The 19,813-nt window shown below is 24.4% G+C and carries 22 protein-coding genes; 10 read left to right on the plus strand and 12 right to left on the minus strand.

The window, feature by feature from the left end; genetic code table 4:
• Positions 1-14: 14 nt before the first annotated feature.
• Complete coding sequence (locus tag AAHM88_RS01685; RefSeq protein ID WP_342263045.1) at positions 15-935, plus strand: ribosome-inactivating family protein; 921 nt, start codon at positions 15-17, stop codon at positions 933-935.
• A 427-nt stretch (positions 936-1,362) separates the two neighbouring features.
• Here the strand turns inward: AAHM88_RS01685 and AAHM88_RS01690 are convergent, their stop codons facing one another.
• Complete coding sequence (locus AAHM88_RS01690; protein WP_342263046.1) at positions 1,363-1,866, minus strand: hypothetical protein; 504 nt, start codon at positions 1,864-1,866, stop codon at positions 1,363-1,365.
• Between the two features lie 52 nt (positions 1,867-1,918).
• Complete coding sequence (locus AAHM88_RS01695) at positions 1,919-3,790, minus strand: hypothetical protein (RefSeq protein ID WP_342263047.1); 1,872 nt, start codon at positions 3,788-3,790, stop codon at positions 1,919-1,921.
• A gap of 580 nt (positions 3,791-4,370) precedes the next feature.
• Between AAHM88_RS01695 and AAHM88_RS01700 the strand changes: the two genes are divergently transcribed.
• Entirely contained in the window at positions 4,371-4,505 is a 135-nt protein-coding gene (locus tag AAHM88_RS01700) for a hypothetical protein (RefSeq protein ID WP_342263048.1), read from the plus strand.
• A gap of 24 nt (positions 4,506-4,529) precedes the next feature.
• Complete coding sequence (locus AAHM88_RS01705; RefSeq protein ID WP_342263049.1) at positions 4,530-6,857, plus strand: UvrD-helicase domain-containing protein; 2,328 nt, start codon at positions 4,530-4,532, stop codon at positions 6,855-6,857.
• A 303-nt stretch (positions 6,858-7,160) separates the two neighbouring features.
• On the opposite strand, the gene AAHM88_RS01710 is transcribed toward AAHM88_RS01705, so the two are convergent.
• Together AAHM88_RS01710 and AAHM88_RS01715 are read right to left on the minus strand one after the other, a co-directional pair.
• Complete coding sequence (locus AAHM88_RS01710; RefSeq protein ID WP_342263050.1) at positions 7,161-7,406, minus strand: hypothetical protein; 246 nt, start codon at positions 7,404-7,406, stop codon at positions 7,161-7,163.
• A 38-nt stretch (positions 7,407-7,444) separates the two neighbouring features.
• On the minus strand, positions 7,445-7,792 hold the full coding sequence (locus AAHM88_RS01715; protein ID WP_342263051.1) for a hypothetical protein: 348 nt from the start codon (positions 7,790-7,792) through the stop codon (positions 7,445-7,447).
• Positions 7,793-7,839: 47 nt separating this feature from the next.
• Here AAHM88_RS01715 and AAHM88_RS01720 point away from each other — a divergent pair, with 47 nt between their 5' ends.
• The 6 genes from AAHM88_RS01720 to AAHM88_RS01745 all read left to right on the plus strand — a co-directional run bounded on the left by AAHM88_RS01720 (position 7,840) and on the right by AAHM88_RS01745 (position 11,290).
• Complete coding sequence (locus AAHM88_RS01720; protein ID WP_342263052.1) at positions 7,840-8,028, plus strand: hypothetical protein; 189 nt, start codon at positions 7,840-7,842, stop codon at positions 8,026-8,028.
• Between the two features lie 151 nt (positions 8,029-8,179).
• The gene (locus AAHM88_RS01725; RefSeq protein ID WP_342263053.1) at positions 8,180-8,800 is read left to right on the plus strand and encodes a hypothetical protein; all 621 of its coding nucleotides are present in this window, start codon (positions 8,180-8,182) and stop codon (positions 8,798-8,800) included.
• 23 nt (positions 8,801-8,823) lie between these two features.
• Complete coding sequence (locus tag AAHM88_RS01730) at positions 8,824-9,528, plus strand: hypothetical protein (RefSeq protein WP_342263054.1); 705 nt, start codon at positions 8,824-8,826, stop codon at positions 9,526-9,528.
• Positions 9,529-10,317: 789 nt separating this feature from the next.
• Positions 10,318-10,608: a hypothetical protein gene (locus AAHM88_RS01735; RefSeq protein WP_342263055.1), complete on the plus strand. Its 291-nt coding sequence runs from the start codon at positions 10,318-10,320 to the stop codon at positions 10,606-10,608.
• The gene (locus AAHM88_RS01740; protein ID WP_342263056.1) at positions 10,586-10,858 is read left to right on the plus strand and encodes a hypothetical protein; all 273 of its coding nucleotides are present in this window, start codon (positions 10,586-10,588) and stop codon (positions 10,856-10,858) included. The genes AAHM88_RS01735 and AAHM88_RS01740 overlap by 23 nt, the downstream gene beginning before the upstream one ends.
• A 15-nt stretch (positions 10,859-10,873) precedes the next feature.
• Positions 10,874-11,290: a hypothetical protein gene (locus AAHM88_RS01745; RefSeq protein ID WP_342263057.1), complete on the plus strand. Its 417-nt coding sequence runs from the start codon at positions 10,874-10,876 to the stop codon at positions 11,288-11,290.
• A 163-nt stretch (positions 11,291-11,453) separates the two neighbouring features.
• On the opposite strand, the gene AAHM88_RS01750 is transcribed toward AAHM88_RS01745, so the two are convergent.
• On the minus strand, positions 11,454-12,836 hold the full coding sequence (locus AAHM88_RS01750; protein WP_342262528.1) for an Mbov_0401 family ICE element transposase-like protein: 1,383 nt from the start codon (positions 12,834-12,836) through the stop codon (positions 11,454-11,456).
• A 195-nt stretch (positions 12,837-13,031) separates the two neighbouring features.
• Here AAHM88_RS01750 and AAHM88_RS01755 point away from each other — a divergent pair, with 195 nt between their 5' ends.
• A complete protein-coding gene (locus AAHM88_RS01755) occupies positions 13,032-14,996 on the plus strand; it encodes a hypothetical protein (RefSeq protein ID WP_342263058.1) in 1,965 nt (654 codons plus the stop codon).
• Between the two features lie 240 nt (positions 14,997-15,236).
• Here the strand turns inward: AAHM88_RS01755 and AAHM88_RS01760 are convergent, their stop codons facing one another.
• The 7 genes from AAHM88_RS01760 to AAHM88_RS01790 are packed head-to-tail and all read right to left on the minus strand — an operon-like array spanning position 15,237 to position 19,804.
• Positions 15,237-15,737: a hypothetical protein gene (locus tag AAHM88_RS01760; RefSeq protein ID WP_342262530.1), complete on the minus strand. Its 501-nt coding sequence runs from the start codon at positions 15,735-15,737 to the stop codon at positions 15,237-15,239.
• 47 nt (positions 15,738-15,784) lie between these two features.
• Entirely contained in the window at positions 15,785-17,965 is a 2,181-nt protein-coding gene (locus tag AAHM88_RS01765) for a hypothetical protein (RefSeq protein ID WP_342262531.1), read from the minus strand.
• Between the two features lie 15 nt (positions 17,966-17,980).
• Positions 17,981-18,187 (minus strand): hypothetical protein, encoded by a 207-nt coding sequence (locus tag AAHM88_RS01770; RefSeq protein WP_342262532.1) that lies wholly within the window; start codon positions 18,185-18,187, stop codon positions 17,981-17,983.
• A gap of 43 nt (positions 18,188-18,230) precedes the next feature.
• Positions 18,231-18,623, minus strand: a complete 393-nt coding sequence (locus AAHM88_RS01775) for a hypothetical protein (RefSeq protein WP_342262533.1) — start codon at positions 18,621-18,623, stop codon at positions 18,231-18,233.
• Positions 18,624-18,644: 21 nt separating this feature from the next.
• The gene (locus AAHM88_RS01780; RefSeq protein WP_215826579.1) at positions 18,645-18,893 is read right to left on the minus strand and encodes a hypothetical protein; all 249 of its coding nucleotides are present in this window, start codon (positions 18,891-18,893) and stop codon (positions 18,645-18,647) included.
• 2 nt (positions 18,894-18,895) lie between these two features.
• Entirely contained in the window at positions 18,896-19,180 is a 285-nt protein-coding gene (locus AAHM88_RS01785; protein ID WP_338968736.1) for a hypothetical protein, read from the minus strand.
• Between the two features lie 6 nt (positions 19,181-19,186).
• Positions 19,187-19,804, minus strand: coding sequence for a hypothetical protein (locus tag AAHM88_RS01790; RefSeq protein WP_342263059.1), 618 nt, complete (start codon positions 19,802-19,804; stop codon positions 19,187-19,189).
• Between the last annotated feature and the right edge of the window lie 9 nt (positions 19,805-19,813).

The raw sequence follows: 19,813 nt of genomic DNA on the forward strand, positions 1-19,813 counted from the left end.
CATTCTTAAGTACTGTGCCAATACCAATTATGGCTGTAAAAATAATATCTTTAAAAAATCAAAATAAGCAAACTGATTTAGATGTTAATTTAAATAATGATAAAAATTCAAAAAAAATCATCCAAGGAAAAGCTAAAAAACCAATTTCTAATATAACTAGAAGATCAAGCAGTTTAAAAAAAGTATTTGCTAAAATTAAAAAATCTAGTAATTTTTCTTCTAAAAATAGAACACATCCGGCTTCAAAATATGGAACTTATATAAACTTTTTAAGAGAAAGCACAAATTATTTTGAAATTACTAAAAATGTTGAAAAATTAGAAGGAGTTATTAATACAAATTACCCAAACAAAAAAGTATTTAAATTAAAAAATGGTATTAATAAACATAAAATTATTCCATTAAGTAATGAAAATCATGAAATTGAATTAGTTTTTGATACAAGTAATTTATATTTAGAGGGAATTATTAATATTGATAAAAATCATAACAAAACATATTGATATTTCTCTGATTCAAAAATAAAAAATTTAGATAATAACATTACTTCAGAATCTCTTAATTTTTCAGGAAATTATAGCAGTTTAGTAGGTGAAGATACAATAGAAATTAGTAGAAAAGATATTAATAACTCTATTAGTAATTTAAGTAATATCACCAAAGAAAATAGGCATACTATTAAAAATGATTTAGTACGAACTATTTTTATAACATCAGAATCAATGCGGTTTTTTTCTGTTAGAGATAGTATTAAGAAAATTTTAATTGATGATAATAAAAAAGTTATTTGACAAGATCATAAAGATACTCTTAACAATTGGGGTAAATATAGCAAAAAATATTATAAAATGATAGAAACAGGAATTACTCCAAAAAACGAAGAAGAAAAAATAATTAATATTGCCGTTTTAGCTCCAAAAGATTACCAAAAATAAGAGACGGATCAAAAGAATAATCAAAAAATGAAAAAGTTATTATTAATTTTAGGTCTAATTGGGGCAAAGGCAAAAGTATAATCAGTTTAATTTCTCGTGAAAAATAAGCAAACTATTCAAGCCAGTAATTTCAATTAATTACTGGTTTTTATTTTGTCAAAATACAAAAAATGAAAAAGTTGTTTAGTTGCCCAAAAGTGTTTGTTATCGTAAAAAGTCATCTTTCTTTGGGCAGTTATAGTTTTTAAAATATGCTATTTAGCATTTCAAAATATGGTTAAGAAATGAACGATGCCAATTCAAAATTAGGGTAGTGCAATTTCACATTTAATGATAAAATTTGAAGACAGAGTGAATTTAAGTTAATTACTTAGAGACACAGTTAATTATACAGCTCCAGTTAATTTTGTACAAAGCCCCCCGTATTTTAATTTGTTTCTGATTGTGCATTAAATTCTAGCATTTTTCACCAGTTTCACCTTACACCTGCAAAAGTATCTTTTTGATACTCAAATTTTATTTTAATATTTTTTATTTTAATATTTTGTTTTTGTTCTTTTTCAACTTCTGTTCATTTTGTATTTATTTGTAATTCGTTAAGTTTTTTAATAATATTAACTTGATTTTGATTTATATAACTTTGAATTCGCCCTTTATTGTTCCATAATTCTTCTATAGGATTTATGGGTTTTATTCCTGATTGCTTCTCTATATCATTTAATAAAAATTGTAATTCTGTTTTTCACGCCGGTGCAGGTTTATAAGGAGTTTCATTTTTTCATATTGTAAATTCTGCTTTTGTTAAGTTAATTTCAGACACTTGATTACTTTTTTTACTGTCTGAGAGAGTTGGTTCATTTATTTTTTTAGAGCACGCAGATACGGGTAATATTGTTAATCCTAAAATAGCCATTATACTTAAAATTTTCATTTTTTAACTCCTTTATTTTATTTTTTCAATATATATATATATATATTATATATTATATAAAAATTCTTAATATCATTAGAAAGATGGCAAAACCAATTAAAAATTGAAAGGTATAGTAAAAAGCTGGTACCGTTTTAAAAATTGGAAAAATAGCAGTTGAAAAGTTAACTGTTGCTTTTGCAATAATTGCTAACGGTCGCAAAATCGTGATGATTTGTGAAGCGGTGAGTATTCAGTTTATCATTTTGATACCAGCATTCTGAATGGCACATCCAATATCATTAAAAGTTGGTATTCATCGTCCAGAATATTTGCAATTTGCCGGTGGAATTAAATCGTCTCATTCACTGTTATTTAAACCATCAGGGATAAAGGCTGTGGAATTTAAGACATTAAAGTCATAAATTTTAAAATTGTAGTTAGAGATATTACCTTTGTGATAAAGTGGAAAAGTTAAGGTAAAAATATTAATACCATAACGAATATCAATATCGGTATTGAGATAATTAATACTGTTAGCGGTTTTGTTGCTTGACAAGGTAATCAGTTTATTATCATAAGATTTAAGGACATTAAAATCAATTTGATAAATACTATTGGTGTTGTTAATGGCATTGTAATTATCTTGGTGCATTTTTTTGTCAAAAGTAAAGAAATAACTTCTTAGTAATAATTCCGAATTGCCAGTAACATTGATTAAATATTTTTTGGGATAAAAGGTAATTAATGAACGATAAAAGAAACCGATTTGAATAAAGTAATCCTTCTTATAGTTTTCTACGCCCTTAAAATCAATTTCGGTATAAGTTTTTTCGTCCATATCAAAAGTCGCATAAAATAAACTAGCAAAGAAATTACCAAGAATTTCATAGATTTCATCAAAAACATTTTTGTAATCACTGTTGTTAATATTAGGGATGTTATTTTTAAAATATAGGTAAATATCATTTTTTAAATCGGGGTCATAGCGTAGAAAACTAAATCTAACATTGAGATAATTTAAGGTACCAAAAAGATATTTAATTAGGTAATAATCGTTAGTACTTTTGGTATCATATTTTCAGATTTCCTTTTCAGCGTGGAGTAATTGCAAATAGTTATTACCTGCGATTAAGGTTTTGTTAAATGCCTTAATTTTAAGGACATTATTGTTGGTATCTTCTTGTTTCGGAATGACCATTTTAATCGTATTTGTTCCTTGCAATTGTGTACTTGTTTCAGTTGCAGTGAATTTAACGGTAAATGTTCTGTCAGCAACATTATCTGTTGTTAAATCAAAAGTAGCACTATCATCTAAGTAATTGTTGTCGTTATCTTTAATTTCTGCATTATAGTCGATGCCTTCAATTGCATTATTTACGCCAGTAAGATTATTAATTGTTTCATTAAGTCTTTTTTTGATTTTTTTTATAACTTCAATTTTGGTCACATTTGTAGGCCCAAATATTTTTGAGTTTGGTAAAATAGTTGAATTTTTGTGATAAAAATAGCTCTCATCTTTAAAGCCGTGATTTTTAATCGTAAATTCTTTGTAATAACCTTTTTCTAGGGTGTCAATGAAATTAAATACAGGTGTTCAATAGAGATACGAGTAATTAAATTTATCAAAATCACCACGGTGAATCATTAAGTAATCAAGATTATCAACAACATCGTTATAGTTATGGTTGCCATCAAATTTGGTGGCCGTTTCTGGTAAATCAATATCAGTCGTAGGTTTGACTTTCAATTGTGCATCAAGTTCTAGCATTTTTCACCAGTTTCATCTTACACCCGCAAAAGTATCTTTTTGATACTCAAATTTTATTTTAATATTTTTTATTTTAATATTTTGTTTTTGTTCTTTTTCAACTTCTGTTCATTTTGGGACGCATAAAGTTTTGTTAGGTAGGAAAAGGTTTAAATAATTTTGAAAGAAAAGCAACTAAAAATTGATTACCTTTTTATTTAAAAAATAAGTAATAAAACAAAATATTTAATATTAACAAACATAATCTTAATAAAAGGTTATAAAACCTAAGTAAAATGCTTACAAAAACAATATTAAAATAATTTTTTACAACAAAAATCGTACATAGGATATATATACTTAATTTGAATATTGAAATAATTTATAGTAAATGATTATTTTTTCTTTTTTAAAAAATACCTAAGAAAACTAAATGCGACCAATTATTATTTTTGTTTTGTAATTTTGTGATTTTATGTTATTATCAAGATGGTTAAAAAAGATAAATTTGTCTTTTCCTTAGTTAGTTTTATTTTAATAGATAAAATATTTGTTAAAATAAGACATCACCAAACGAATATTTTATTCCATCAATTGATGATGTTTGAAAAAATACTCCTGGAAGAACCGTTAATCTTAATATTGCCATTAATTATCAACAAGTAAATTGACAAAAATAAAGTAGTAAGAAAGAGAGTAAAAACTACCACCTATTCATCGGTAGTAGTATTTGGACATGAGTATGATAATGAATTATGGTTTAAAGAACCTATGGATGATCTTAAAGATTTTTGAACATTATAAAGTTGCTGGTAATTTACCAACTAATAAAAAAGTAAGAAAATATTCACGATATCAAGAACGATGAGACCATGCACAAGCGTGATTAAAAGAATGTGAAAGAGAATAACAAAGTGATATAAAGGAATTAAAGATGAGTATTTTGCATGAACCTTCTGAAGAACAAAAAAAAATAATATTACATTTAAAAGAAAATAATGTTGTTGTTCAAGCGGTTGCTGGTAGTGGTAAAACTACTACCAGTCTTCATATTGCTAAATATTTTAGTGATTGTAAAATTTTATTACTTACTTATAATGCTCATTTAAAATCAGAAACAAGAAAAAAAGTTGGAAATCTTGGTTTAAAAAATATTGAAGTTCATAGTTTTCACGCTTTTGGTTTGAAATATTATCAAGAACCAAAATGTATAACGGATAATGGTTTAAGTGAAATTATTAAGCAACAACAAAAACCTAAAGTTAACATTGGATTTCAAATTATTATTATTGATGAATCACAAGATATTAAACCTCTGTTTTATGAGTTCGTTTGTAAAGTTATTAATGATAATATTCTTAATGCCAAAATATGTTTACTTGGTGATAAGAACCAGTCAATTTATTCTTATGAAGGTGCGGATTCCAGATATATTACTTTGGCAAGTAAATTATTTGATTTTAATGAATATAGTTGAAAACAATGTACATTATCAGAGAGTTTTCGGGTTAATGATAAAGTCATTAATTTTATTAATGAAGTTTTTTATCAAAAACCACTTATGAAATCAACAAAAATTTCTCAATATAAACCTGAATATATTATTGCTAATGTATATGAAAGTGAAGAATTATATAAAAAAATTAAAAAAGAAATTGAAACTTGAGGTTATGATAATATTTTTCTTTTAGCGCCGTCAGTATTAAAAGATAAAACGCCAATAAAATGTATTGCCAATAAACTATCTAGGGATGGGATTCCGGTTTATGTTCCATCAAATGATGATGAAAAATTAGAAGAAAAATTTTTAAAAGGAAAATTAGTATTTTCAACATTTCATCAAGCAAAAGGTTTGGAAAGAAAATTAGTAATAGTTTTTAACTTTGATAATGGTTATTATAAGTATTATAATCACGAGTCTAATCCAATGATACCAGCAAATCCTTTGTATGTAGCGATAACAAGAAGTTTAGAGAAATTAATTCTAATTCATAATTATAATCAATCATTTTTAAAATTTTTAGATGTTAAAAAATTATTTTCATATTGTCAAGGAATTAATTATTTAAACAGTTATGAGACTAATTGTTTTAAAAGAAAAATGCAAGATTATGATGATAATTTTAATTATCAAGCTTCAAGTATTAGTGTTGTTGATTTAGTAAGGCATGTTCCATCAAATATTGTTAAGAATTGTATGGAAAAAATAAAAGTTGAAGATTATATTAATCAAGATTTTCCACAAACTACTGTGTTAAATTTAAAAGATTATGTTCAAGAAAAAGGTTTTATTGAACAAGTTTCTAATATAACGGGGACAGCGATACCACTTTATTATGAGTGACATTGTAAAAAGGATCTTAAAAAAGTTAGTTCTTTAAATTTATTATTAAATTTTTTAAAGGAAAGAAGAGACTACACAAAAGAAGAATATCCTGATTTATTTAAACACGAAAAGTTCATTAAAGGTTTATACGAAAATGAAAAATTGCCGGTTAAAGATTTATTGCTGTTAGCTAATATATGAATTTATATTGTTGATAAGTTTAATTTTAAGTTAAATCAAATTAGTAATGAAAATTATAATTGAATTACAGAAGAAAATTTAAGTAATTTTATGCAACTGATGGAATATCATATTTCTACTGGTAGTGCATTTGAACAACCATATACTCATTCTAAAGTTGCAGAATTATATGATAAAACTTTAAATGGTTTTATTGATTGCATTGATTTTAAAAGTAAGAATGTTTGGGAATTTAAATGTGTTAGCAGAGTTACTGATGTTCATTTCTTACAATTAGCTGTATATGCTTATTTATTTGAAATTAAACAACAAGAACGAGTTTCTATTTTAAATAAAAAAGCAAATGATATTTTTAGTTTAAATAAGATAGAAATTAATGACATAATTGAAATTTGTAAGTGAAATCAAGTATATTTTGCAAATTTTCAAAGATTTAAGCAAAATAAAATAATTATTTTAAAAGATAATAAGATAAAAAAGGTTAAATTAAAACATTTTCAAAAAAATATTACTTTAGAGAAGAAGTTTAATGTTAATAGGAAAACTTTTACTAGTAAATATAATTTTTTTCTTTTTAATATATTAAAAAATAAAATTTACAGACTTAGTTTTGAGTTTAGTGACCTTAAGAAAATTGTGGATTTACTAGTTTGAAACAAATTTTTTGAATCCGGTACAATGACTGACATTGAATTTATGAGTTCTAATCAAAAAATTAAGGATAGATATATATAATTGATACATTAAGAAATAGGTTAGTGAATAGTAAATAAAACTATTATTTCATATTTACATTGAGCAAATAATAATGGCGTGGTTATTCATTTTTATGCTTTAATACCGCTTTATTTTGTTGGAAAATAGACTATGTGATGGGAAAATAAAATATGATTTTAGATAAAGATAAATTATTTTATAGTGGGATAGTTATTTCAGGAACTATTCAAATCTTTCTTATTACTTTTTTACTGTTTATAAAATAATTTAAATTTGTATTGTATTTAATTCCACTTGTTAGTTCAGAGTTTAAGTATCTACTTACACCACCATTATGAGAGCAGGTTCCCTTGCCACTAGAACTACTATAAGTTCCATTGCGACATTGAACTTTATAGCCCCAGAACTTGTATCATCCATCCGCTTTGGGAGTAAAGAATACAATAAGCAAAATCACACTATGATTATTATTCCAAAAATAGTTAATATTAATTTCTTAATTATATTATTGTCATTTTGTTTTTCTAGTATTTCAGATATCAAATTTTTATTATCATTTTGTTCCATAAAAAACTTCCTTATACCTTGCAATCTTGATTTTATAGTTATTGTTCACTTTCCTTATTTAATTGTGAAATTTGCTTTTTTTCGTTCTCATTTAATTCATAATAACTTTTTACTATTTTAATTATTTCTTTTTTTCTTTTGCCTTCTAAATAAGTTTTTTTATATTTAAAGCTGGTTCTATTGTCTAAAAGTAATTTTTTTAGTTCGCTAAATAATGATGAAGCAATTTCTTCTTCAAATATATAATTTTCAGGATTATTAATTTCTAAATTTTTTAGAGAGTTTGTTATTTCTTTATAAATGTTTTCTCTTAATTTTTTTTCTCATTTTATTCAAAAAACTATTGCCAAAATTATTATTACAATAACAGTTCAAAAAGTTTCCATAATTTTAATTTCCTTCTAATAGATTTAAGGAGACATACAAGGTCTCATTGTTAAAATTTTTATTTAATAATGTTCTTTATCATAATTCATTAGTTTTGGTTTCAATTAATTTAATAAGTGAATATGTTAATCAACAAGAAAGTCAAAAACTAATTAGTGAGGCAATAAGTGAAATCAATTTGCCATTTATTAAAATCCTTTCATTTTTATGTGTTACTAACATTTTACATTTTTAATCAAATATTTGTATATATATTCATTTTTTATTTTTGTTAATTTAATTTTATTTAGTTGTGCTAAAATAAATTTAAATAATACGAACCCTTTTATATAGTGTTCATATATGCACATTATAATGTATTAAAGTTATTTTAAAGGAGTTTAGAAATGAAAAATTTAGTAAAATTACCATATATTTTAATGGTAAGTGCACCCGCAATTAGTAGTGTGCTTCCCTTAACGAACAATAATTTATTAATAGTATCAAGTATATCAAGTAATCAAATTAAAAAACAAAGTTTTCAAAATTTATTCCAAAATTTTTCTTACATTAAAGGTGATATTAAATTAACTAATAATCTTAATGAATGATATAATAGTTTACCGATTAATGCTATAAGTGTTATTAATGAAAAAAACTATAAAACTATTATTTCATATTTACTTATTAATAATGTTTTAACAATTGAAAATAATAAAATTATTTTAAATGTAAAAAAGAATGAAACCGTTATGTATGTTTGATCAGAATTTTATTGATATTGATTTGGTTATTGAAGATTACATTTAGATGCTAGTGATTGCTTAAATATTGCCCATGTTTTAAATAATGGCGGAGATATTGGTAGTATAATTGGTGATCAATTACCAAACTTTGTGGGAAATGTAACTTCTATTGTTTCTGGCATTATTTCTATAATGGGAGCAGATTTTAGTTATTGAGCAAATAATAATGGCGTGGTTATTCATTTTTATGCTTTAATACCGCTTTATTTTGTTGGAAAATAGACTATGTGATGGGAAAATAAAATATGATTTTAGATAAAGATAAATTATTTTATAGTGGGATAGTTATTTCAGGAACTATTCAAATCTTTCTTATTATTTTTTTACCGTTCTGTTTATTTGATTTATCTTATTTATATGGTTATTTTCAAGAAAATTGAAAAGCAACTGAGTGAATATGAGTCTCTTTGATGATTAATTTTGGTGCCATGATTATTAGCTTATTAGTAAACATTATTGGATTTTTCTTAAGATATTCATATTTTCGGATTATTCACGGAATATTAATTAGTGCTACAAGTATGTTTACAATATTTTTTATTTTTACAGGAATATTGATTGTATTATCATCACAAAATAATACTTTTATTAATCGTAATAGCAAAAAAATGTTTTCCATAGGTTCAAAAGGAGCTTTAGTAATGGCTATTTTGCCAGTTGCACAAGCAATTATTATTTTTAGCATTAGTAATTACTTTGCATGATTAGCAAAAAGTATTGCTCATTTTGAAACTCAAGCATTAATTTTTATAATATTTTTCTGTATTGTAGGAATTATTAGTGTTATTTTAACAACAATTGTTTTAACTAATAAAATAATTAGTTCTAATAAGCTTTTAATTATTACCATTAGTATTATTATGTTAGGTTTTCCAATGTTATTAGGAACGATCTTTGGTTTAATTTTATTAGTTAGTCAAATGGAATATATTGATGAAATAACTATTTAATATTTTCTAAAACATTATATAGTGAATACTTTTTAGTTAAGAATATATGTTAAAATAAAAGCAATTATACTTAACATGATGAAAGGAGTTATGATAAATGAAAGAAAAATGATTAAAATTTGCTCCTATTAGTAAAGAATTTTAGATATAGCATTTTTTTATGTTCAAAGTGAAAATGAACTTTTAAGTCTTGCTTTGTTTAAAGAAAATAATGAATTTTATATTAATGAATAAACTATGCATCTAAGTATTTATTAATCTGTGTTAAAAGACTTTAAAGAAGATTTGTCTTATTATTCTAAAAGAACATTAACTGAACACGAAAATGAGAATGAGAAGAACGAGTTGAAAATCATATTGGCGAACTTAAGGATTCACAACTTGGCAGTTGAACAAATCACTACAGTTCTAGAGTTGATTTATTTATATATGTAATTAAGTAATATTTATCTAAGCAATTACAAGTTTTTTATAAACATGAATATTCTGGTGAAAAAATTTGCCATAATTATGACTTTATGTATTTAGGATTAGATGATAGTTTGATGCCATTACTAGAAAACAATGATATTAGTATTTTTTCTCATAAATTAGAATTATTTTCTGAAAAAACAGTTTAAAGAAAAAAGGAAATATGATTTATGTATCGGTTATATTAATCTTAAAAATAGTAAATTTGGTGAATTTTATAGTTGTGATGGGGGCTCTAAATGTAAAAATACATTTAATATAGAAAGTTTATAAAAAAAAGTAGTAGAGAAAGATAGTTATTAGAGGTATTTTAGTTATATGGCATGAAATAGTAAATTTGATCAATATATAGAAGATTTTAAATTGAAAACTGGAATAGAATGTGTACCAGATGGTGAAGGGGGTAACCAAAATATAATTAAATCTGGTAAGGCGACTAGAGCTACTCTTTTTGGATTATTATGTAATATAATGCTAGCGGGAATATTTGTTTTTTGATGAGGCGGAGCAATATATTTTGCAATTAAATTTGAAAAATTAATCCGCTTTATTATTCAGAAAATTAAAACAAAAAGAGTCTTAAAAAATGAAATCAAACAAACTCATTAATTCTTTAAAAAAATATTGATGAATAATACTTAATTACATTATATTCATATCTTTAAGTATAGTTTTATTACTACATACAGATATTGAAAATTTGCAACAATTTATTAAAAATTTTGGAGCAATTGGCAAGTTAATGATTATAGGTTATTCATTAGTATGAGTAACTATAACAGAAATAGTAAACTGCTTAATTCGTTTTATATTAAAAAAGATTAAAACTAAAAGAATAATAAAAAATAAAATATTTTAAAAAGGAGTGATAAAAATGTTTATGAAAATATTTACCGTGTTAATTATTAGTTTCAATAACATTTTTACCATTCCCCAAAATATTAACAATGACAAAATAACAACACAATCATTAATTAGAAACAAAAGACAAAACAATCAAGTGTCTGAAATTAACTTAACAAAAGCAGAATTTACAATATGAAAAAATGAAACTCCTTATAAACCTGCACCGGCGTGAAAAACAGAATTACAATTTTTATTAAATGATATAGAGAAGCAATCAGGAATAAAACCCATAAATCCTATAGAAGAATTATGGAACAATAAAGGGCGAATTCAAAGTTATATAAATCAAAATCAAGTTAATATTATTAAAAAACTTAACGAATTACAAATAAATACAAAATGATGGTCGCGTTTAGTTTTCTTAGGTATTGCTTTGAAGAAGTAAAACAATCAGCTAATTATATTATTTAATTACTAAACTAACCCTGCCTTTCTTGTTATTGTCATTTTTATTCTTTTTCATTTTATCATATTATTGAATTTTTACACAACAAAAATTATTAATATTATTAAATTTTCACTAATATATATTAATTTTATATTTTTACTTACTTAAATCTATTATATTTATTTGTTACAGCATTACCTTTATAATTAATTCAACTATCATCATTTTTATTATTATATTTATTTCATAATGAATTTTTATATATTTCTTTTCTGATTTCTATTTCTGAATTAATATTTTCATTAATGTAATGTAATACATTTAAGTTGTTTAAATTTGCCATTCTTAAATGTAATAGATTATTTAAATTCTTATGATTATATATTTTTGCCCCATAGCCTAATTGTTGTTTTACTAAATGCGATACATCACTTTCAATGCTACAACCGATATTTCATTCTAAATTTTGATGATGAATACCTTGCTTATTATTACTGAAATAATTACTCGCCTTTCTTAAATTTGTTTTAATATCTTTATTTAATTCATTTTTAGCAACATTACGAATGTTTTTGATTAATTCTTGATGATTTCCATCCTTATATAATTTAATTCAACTATTTAGTGTTACTTTGCGATTTTCAAAAATAATATTAAATGCGGTTTGTTTTAATTTTTTAATAGCGTGATAACCATCTAAAATATATCTAACATTACCAAAACTGTTCGCAATTTCTCTAATTCAAGAATCACCATCACCACAAACAATTATTCTGTCATAATTAATATTTACATAATTTTTTTGTACTTCTTTAATTAATAAATCACGATAATCCATCGTATTTATTCGTTTACCAACTTTTAACATTAAAAAATGACCTCGTTTGTTTTCTAATTCTCTACGAGCATTTTTGTAATTTTTTTCTTTATGTCCGGTATGAAAAGTAACTAAACGAATTCTTTGGTCTTGTTTAACTTTCTGATCTAATGTTGCTAAAAATGTCTCATCTAGTTGAATATACAAATCCTTATTTTTGACATCAATTCTAGTTTTAGTTTCTTTTTCTGCTAGTTGAAAATATTCAGCAATATCGTATTTATTTAAAATATTTGAAATACTAGCTTTTGAAATATAACAATGATTTAGAGCATCTAAAACATCACGATACCGTTTACCATCTCCCAAAAGACTTAAAACTTTAAATTGGACATCAAAATAAATGCGTTGTTTAGGCAATAAGCCAATTTCTTTATCTAACAAACATACATATTCAAATTTACCTGATTTTTGATTTCAATATTTATATCGGCGTCGTTTAAAAGTAACATCACCAAAAATTGTAATAATTGTTCTTGGTGCAAAATGAACTACTTTATAACCTTGTTTTAACCGATAATGATATTTATATAAGTATTCATCTAATTTTTCATATTCATTAGCCAATTGTTCGCATTTATTGATGTACATATTTTTATGGGTTGTAAATAAACTAAATCAATGGTTGTTTTCTGAGGTTTTTACATTATTATTAATTTTTAACATAATAAATTACCTTTCTTGATAGTAACTTTAACAAATTTTAGTATTCAATAAACCGAAAAAAATGATAAAAATTCTTATTTGATGATTTATAATGAGATTCCAAAGTAAAGAAATTGCAGATTAGGATTTGGAGAAAGGAAAAGGTGTTGTAAATTTTATTAATTAGTAAAAATTCACGAAAGGAATTTAATTAATATGAAAAAATTACTCAGTTTATTAAGCACAATAACAATGGCCGGAAGCGGAATGTCAGGAATTGTCGGAAACGCTCCAACTTCAACAAAAAGTGAAATCAGTTATTTAAAAACAAATAATTTAAAAAATTTAGATAAAAAAGTTTATTTTATTGAAGATAAACCAAACAATTATGATGCTATAGAAATTAGCGAAATAAAAGGGCAAGTTAATGATATTGCAATCCATGACAGAAATATTAAGTCTACAGTTGCTGGTGCTACTTATTTTGCAACAGATGATGGATTATATTTTAAATCAAGACCTTCATCAAACTTAATTAAAATTAATGCAATAAATAACAAGGTTAATCGCATTATAATTTCTCAATCAACAGGAGAAGCTTACGCAATATCTGCAAATAAAAAAATTTATTTGATTGAAGATAAACCAAACAATTATGATGCTATAGAAATTAGCGAAATAAAAGGGCAAGTTAATGATATTGCAATCCATGACAGAAATATTAAGTCTACAGTTGCTGGTGCTACTTATTTTGCAACAGATGATGGATTATATTTTAAATCAAGACCTTCATCAAACTTAATTAAAATTAATGGAATAAATAACAAGGTTAATCGCATTATAATTTCTCAATCAACAGGAGAAGCTTACGCAATATCTGCAAATAAAAAAATTTATTTGATTGAAGATAAACCAAACAATTATGATGCTATAGAAATTAGCGAAATAAAAGGGCAAGTTAATGATATTGCAATCCATGACAGAAATATTAAGTCTACAGTTGCTGGTGCTACTTATTTTGCAACAGATGATGGATTATATTTTAAATCAAGACCTTCATCAAACTTAATTAAAATTAATGGAATAAATGAAGCAGTTATTTCTATTATAATTGAACAAAAAAGTGGTAATGTATTTGCAATAACTAAAACTAAAATGCTTTTAAATATTATTATTCAAATAAATAATTTACGGTTTAATAACATTATTAATGATGAAATTATTTTAAATGAATTAAATTATTTAAATCCTAATTTAGATATATCACAATTAGAAATTATTAATAAAACAGATACATCAGCTACAATTAAAGCAAAAGACAATGGTAAATATTTTGGTGAAGTTACTGTTAATTATAAAATTAAAAATAAAGATGAAATTAATGCTATTAATTTAAATGAATTAATTAAAAGAGCAGTATTTTTTAAGTTTCGTGATGAAAACCCTAATTTAAAATTTAAAGAAATAAAATATATTGATACTAATAATTTAAATTTTTCAAATACTGAAATAACAAAAAGAGAAAATTCATTTTTATGATCTAATGCTCCTAAAAATGTATGTTCTGATAGAGAAATTATCAATAAAACTCCAAATACAAGATCATTTAATGTACCCACTTGTGAATATAATTCAAAATCAAAATTAGTATTTCAAATTACAACAGGATTAACTAAAACAAAACAAGAAAATAAATTAAATGGTTGAAACATAAATTCTGATGATGAAATGAAATTAACAGATTTTACAAATATAAATAATAAAAATTCTAAAATCATTAATGTATTATCAAATGAATTTGATTTATCAAACACAAATAAACAAGAACAAGAAATGATTTTAAGTATTTTTAAGGTACCCGCTGATAAATTTGAACTTAATCCCAATGAAAAATTAAAAATTACTTATCCAGTAAGAATAATTACATCTAAAGTTATATTAAATTTAAAACAAAAAATTACAGGAAATATTACTGCCAAAATAATTGATGATAACAATAAAGAACAAGTAGTTACATTATCAATTACAGAAGTAATGCAAATTTTACAAAAATATAGTTTATTACCCAATGAAATTACTATAGATAAAAACAATGATAACATAACATTTAACGGTGAAGCATTTTTTTCATCAGAAAGAGAAGGGCCGGTAAAAACAAATACAGTTACTACTATAGTATAAGGTTTTATAAAAACGATATTAGCTATTTAGAACAATAACTTTAATTGGAGCAAGTACACCATGTTTAATTTCTTGTGAAAAATAAGAAAAATATTCAAACCAGTAATTTTAATTAATTACTGGTTTCTTATTTTATTAAAATATAAAAAATGAAAAGTTGCTTAGTTGTTTAAGAGTATTGTCATCATAGACAACCACCTTTTAGGGTAGTAATTTTAACAGTTTTTAAATTTAGTTAACTTATTTTTCTGTTTTAATGATAAATGTTTTTCTAGGATTTATTTCTATTCTATATCCGCTTGAGTGATCATAGTAATTTATTGTCATTTCTAATTGGATAAACTTTTGGATTTTGTATGTTTTTCTATTGTTATTTTGGTTAATTATTTTGCCATATTTTCCTGTTAAATCTTCAATATTTTTTCTTATTTCATTGTTTTTTAAAAAAGCAGGAGTTATAAATTCAAGTTTATCATTTGTTGGTTTTGGTCTTTCTTTAAGTACTTTTTCAAGATTTTTTTTATTTATACTTATAGGAACTTTTATTATTATTTTTAATTCATCATGATGTTGTTGAATATTCTCAATTTCAACTTCTTTTAAATTTTCAAGTTTAACTTCTTTTTCATAAATTTGATTTTTAATCATTGGTGGTGTTATTGATTTATTTGTTTTATTATTACAACCAGTTATGAATAATGTTGCTAATTCCAAGAGAGTTAGTATATTTAAAAATTTCATAATTTTAACTTCTTTATTTTTTCTATATATATATATATATATATATATTACACGAAAATTCTTAAAATCATTAGAAAAATGGCAAAACCGATTAAAAATTGGAAGGTATAGTAAAAAGCTGGTACTGTTTTAAAAACTGGAAAAATATCGGTTGAAAAGTTAACTGTTGCTTTTGCAATAATTGCTAATGGTCGTAAAATCGTGATGATTTGTGACGCTGTCAGTATTCAGTTTATCATTTTGATACCAGCATTTTGAATGGCACAACCAATATCATTAAATGTTGGTATTCATCGTCCCGAATATTTGCAATTTGCTGGTGGAATTAAATCGTCTCATTCACTGTTATTTGAACCATCAGGGATAAAGGCTGTTGAATTTAATACATTAAAGTCATAAATTTTAAAATTGTAGTTAGAAATATTACCTTTGTGATAAAGTGGAAAAGTTAAGGTAAAAATATTAATACCATAACGAATATCAATATCGGTATTGAGATAATTAATACTGTTAGCAGTCTTGCTGGTTGGCAAGGTAATTAGTTTATTGTCGTAAGATTTAAGGACATTAAAATTAATTTGATAAATGCTATTGGTATTGTTAATAGCATTGTAATTCTCTTGGTGCATTTTTTTGTCAAAAGTAAAGAAATAACTTCTTAGTAATAATTCTGAGTTTCCTATAATATTTACTAAGTATTTTTTGGGATAAAAGGTAATTAATGAACGATAAAAGAAACCTATTTGAATAAAATAATCCTTCTTATAGTTTTCTATACCCTTAAAATCAATTTCGGTATGAGTTTTTTCGTCCATATCAAAAGTCGCATAAAATAAACTAGCAAAGAAATTGCCAAGAATTTCATAGATTTCATCAAAAACATTTTTGTAATCGCTGTTGTTAATACTAGGAATGTTATTTTTAAAATATAGGTAAATATCATTTTTTAAATCGGGGTCATATCGTAGAAAACTAAATTTAACATTGAGGTAATTTAAGGTTCCGAAAAGGTACTTAATTAGGTAATAATCGTTAGCTCTTGTGGTGTCATATTTTCATATTTCATTTTCACCGTGTAATAATTGTAAATAGTTATTTCCAGCAATTAGGGTTTTATTAAATGCCTTAATTTTGAGGACATTATCGTTGTTATCATCTTGTTTCGGAATGACCATTTTAATCGTATTTGTTCCTTGCAATTGTGTGCTCGTTTCAATTGCGGTGAATTTAACGGTAAATGTTCTGTCAGCGACATTGTCTGTTGTTAAATCAAAAGTAGTGCTATCGTCTAAGTAATTGTTGTCATTATCTTTAATTTCTGTATTATAGTCGATGCCTTCAATTGCATTATTTACGCCAGCAAGATTGTTAATTTTTTCATTAAGTCTTTTTTTAATTTTTTTTATAACTTCAATTTTGGTTGCATTTGTAGGGTCGATTATTTCTGAATTTGGTAAAATAGTTGAAGTCTTATGATAAAAATAGCTCTCGTCTTTAAAGCCGTGATTTTTAATCGTAAATTCTTTGTAATAACCTTTTTCTAAGGTGTCAATGAAATTAAATACTGGTGTTCAATAAAGATAAGAATAATTGAATTTGTCAAAATCACCGCGATGAATCATTAAATAATCAAGATTATCAACAACATCGTTATAGTTATGGTTTCCATCAAATTTTTTGGTTATTTCTGGCAAATCAATGTCGGTTGTATCTTTTTCTGTTTTAATGATAAATGTTTTTCTAGGATTTATTTCTATTCTATATCCGCTTGAGTGATCATAGTAATTTATTGTCATTTCTAATTGGATAAACTTTTGGATTTTGTATGTTTTTCTATTGTTATTTTGGTTAATTATTTTGCCATATTTTCCTGTTAAATCTTCAATATTTTTTCTTATTTCATTGTTTTTTGAAAAAGCAGGAGTTATAAATTCAAGTTTATCATTTGTTGGTTTTGGTCTTTCTTTAAGTACTTCTTCAAGATTTTTTTTATTTATATTTATAGGAACTTTTATTATTATTTTTAATTCATCATGATGCTGTTGAATATTCTCAATTTCAACTTCTTTTAAATTTTCAAGTTTAACTTCTTTTTCGTAAATTTGGTTATTTTGTCTTTTGTTTCTAATTAGTGATTGTGTTGTTATTTCGTCATTATTAATATTTTGGGGAATGGTAAAAATGTTATTGAAACTAATAATTAACACGGTAAATATTTTCATAAACATTTTTATCACTCCTTTTTAAAATATTTTATTTTTCATTGTTCTTTTGGTTTTGATTTTTTTAATAAGTCACTCAATGCTACAGTTTATAACTACTGCTATTGTAATGCATATATCTAAATATCCTAGTATCATAAGTGAAATTAATACTTCAAATTTTTCATATAATAATTTCAAATCATTAGTTTCCAATTTTAAAAATGGAATAAAAAAGATAATAATCATAAAAATGTAAGGTAAAATTCTCCATCAATATTTTTTTAAAGAATTAATTAGTTTGTTTGATTTCATTTTTTAAGGTTCTTTTTGCTTTAATTTTCTGAATAATAAAGCGGATGAATTTTTCAAATTTAATTGCAAAATATATTGCTCCGCCTCATCAAAAAACAAATATTCCTGCTAGCATAATACCACTATTGAACTTGCCAAAGAAATCAACCATCTCTTTATTCATAAACTCATTAAATTCGTTACTTGTTCCAGTTATTCATTTAGTATCAATTGCTGTTAATGCACAAAGTAATAAGCTTATAAAAATGAAAATGATACTTAATACTATTTTTAACCACTGCTTTTTAAAAGAATTTTTAATTCTTAATTTTAATGGCATTTTTTCTTTTGAATTATCTTTTTTAAATAATTTTCCTAAAAGTTTCTTCATTTTAATTTTCCTTTCATATTTTTATCGTCCTTTAATCACAATAAATAAAGCAATAAGTACACAAGTGACACCAAGAATGGTAAAAATTGGGTGTTGCGAAAATGTCCGAGCCATTGGTTTAAATAGTTCTAAAATTGTTAAATTGCTAGTAATAAACTTTTGGAAATTGGCAAGTCCCTCGCTAATATAGTTCGTTAAAGTTTCAAAATGACTACCAGCCAATAATCCAAGAACAGTTATTAAGATAAAAATAATAATTAGTTTAAACATTGTTAGTTCCCTTGTTTTGTTTTTATTGGTTTTATTTGTTTTTTAGCTTTTCCTCAGGCACTTAAACGACCTTTATTTTTAACCGCATATTGGCGTTGTTTTTCCAAATTAACTTGTTGACTACCAAATCCAAGAATAATTGCCATAAGAAATTCTACAGCCAGTGTTAAGAATAGAGGAAATATTAGTTGAATATTCGTTCCCGGCACTTCTAAACTTCAAATTAAGTCAAAAACTTTATAAAGCATTTGAGCGAGAAAGTCGGCCATTTTTGCGAGATTTTCCATTTTTTATTATTCCTTTTCTTTCATTTTTCTTAAAAATTTGCTAAATTTATCCATTTTTAAGTATTCTAAGTCTTCTAAATCAATTGCGGTGTCAGTATAGTATTTGTCTTCATAATCAGGATTTACTTTTGCATTTAAGTAATCTCTTAAAAATGCTAGGTAAAAAGAATTGTAAGTGTTAAGTATTGGTAGAGGAATTTTTAGTTTAAAAAAATAGATATCGAGTTCAGGAATATCACGATATTTAATGCGACGACCTTTTTTGCTATTTTTCGCATCGATTAAGGTGTTTCGTCAGCGTTCATATTCTTCAATGCTCGTAAAGGTACCATAGATGACTTTTAAGTAGGGGCGAAAAATATTAACGGGTTTTTTACGAATTCCCACAATTACATTATTGGCAATATCACGAACTTTAACTCAAATATGTTTATCTCTCTGACCGCTAGCAAGCACAATATGACCAAAATGCCGTGCCAGAGCGAAATATTCTTGAATACCGCTTTCTTCGTTTTTGGTATTATTTTTTTCTCAATCGGTTCCTTCTAAAAATAAATTGGTTTCATCTCACAAAAGCAAGGTTTTGTCAGGCAATACTGGATAATCAAAGTCTAACAATCCCATATGCCCTAA

Origin of the sequence: Spiroplasma endosymbiont of Dromius quadrimaculatus (genome assembly GCF_964031155.1) — a bacterium.
GTDB lineage: Bacteria > Bacillota_I > Bacilli_A > Mycoplasmatales > Nriv7 > Nriv7.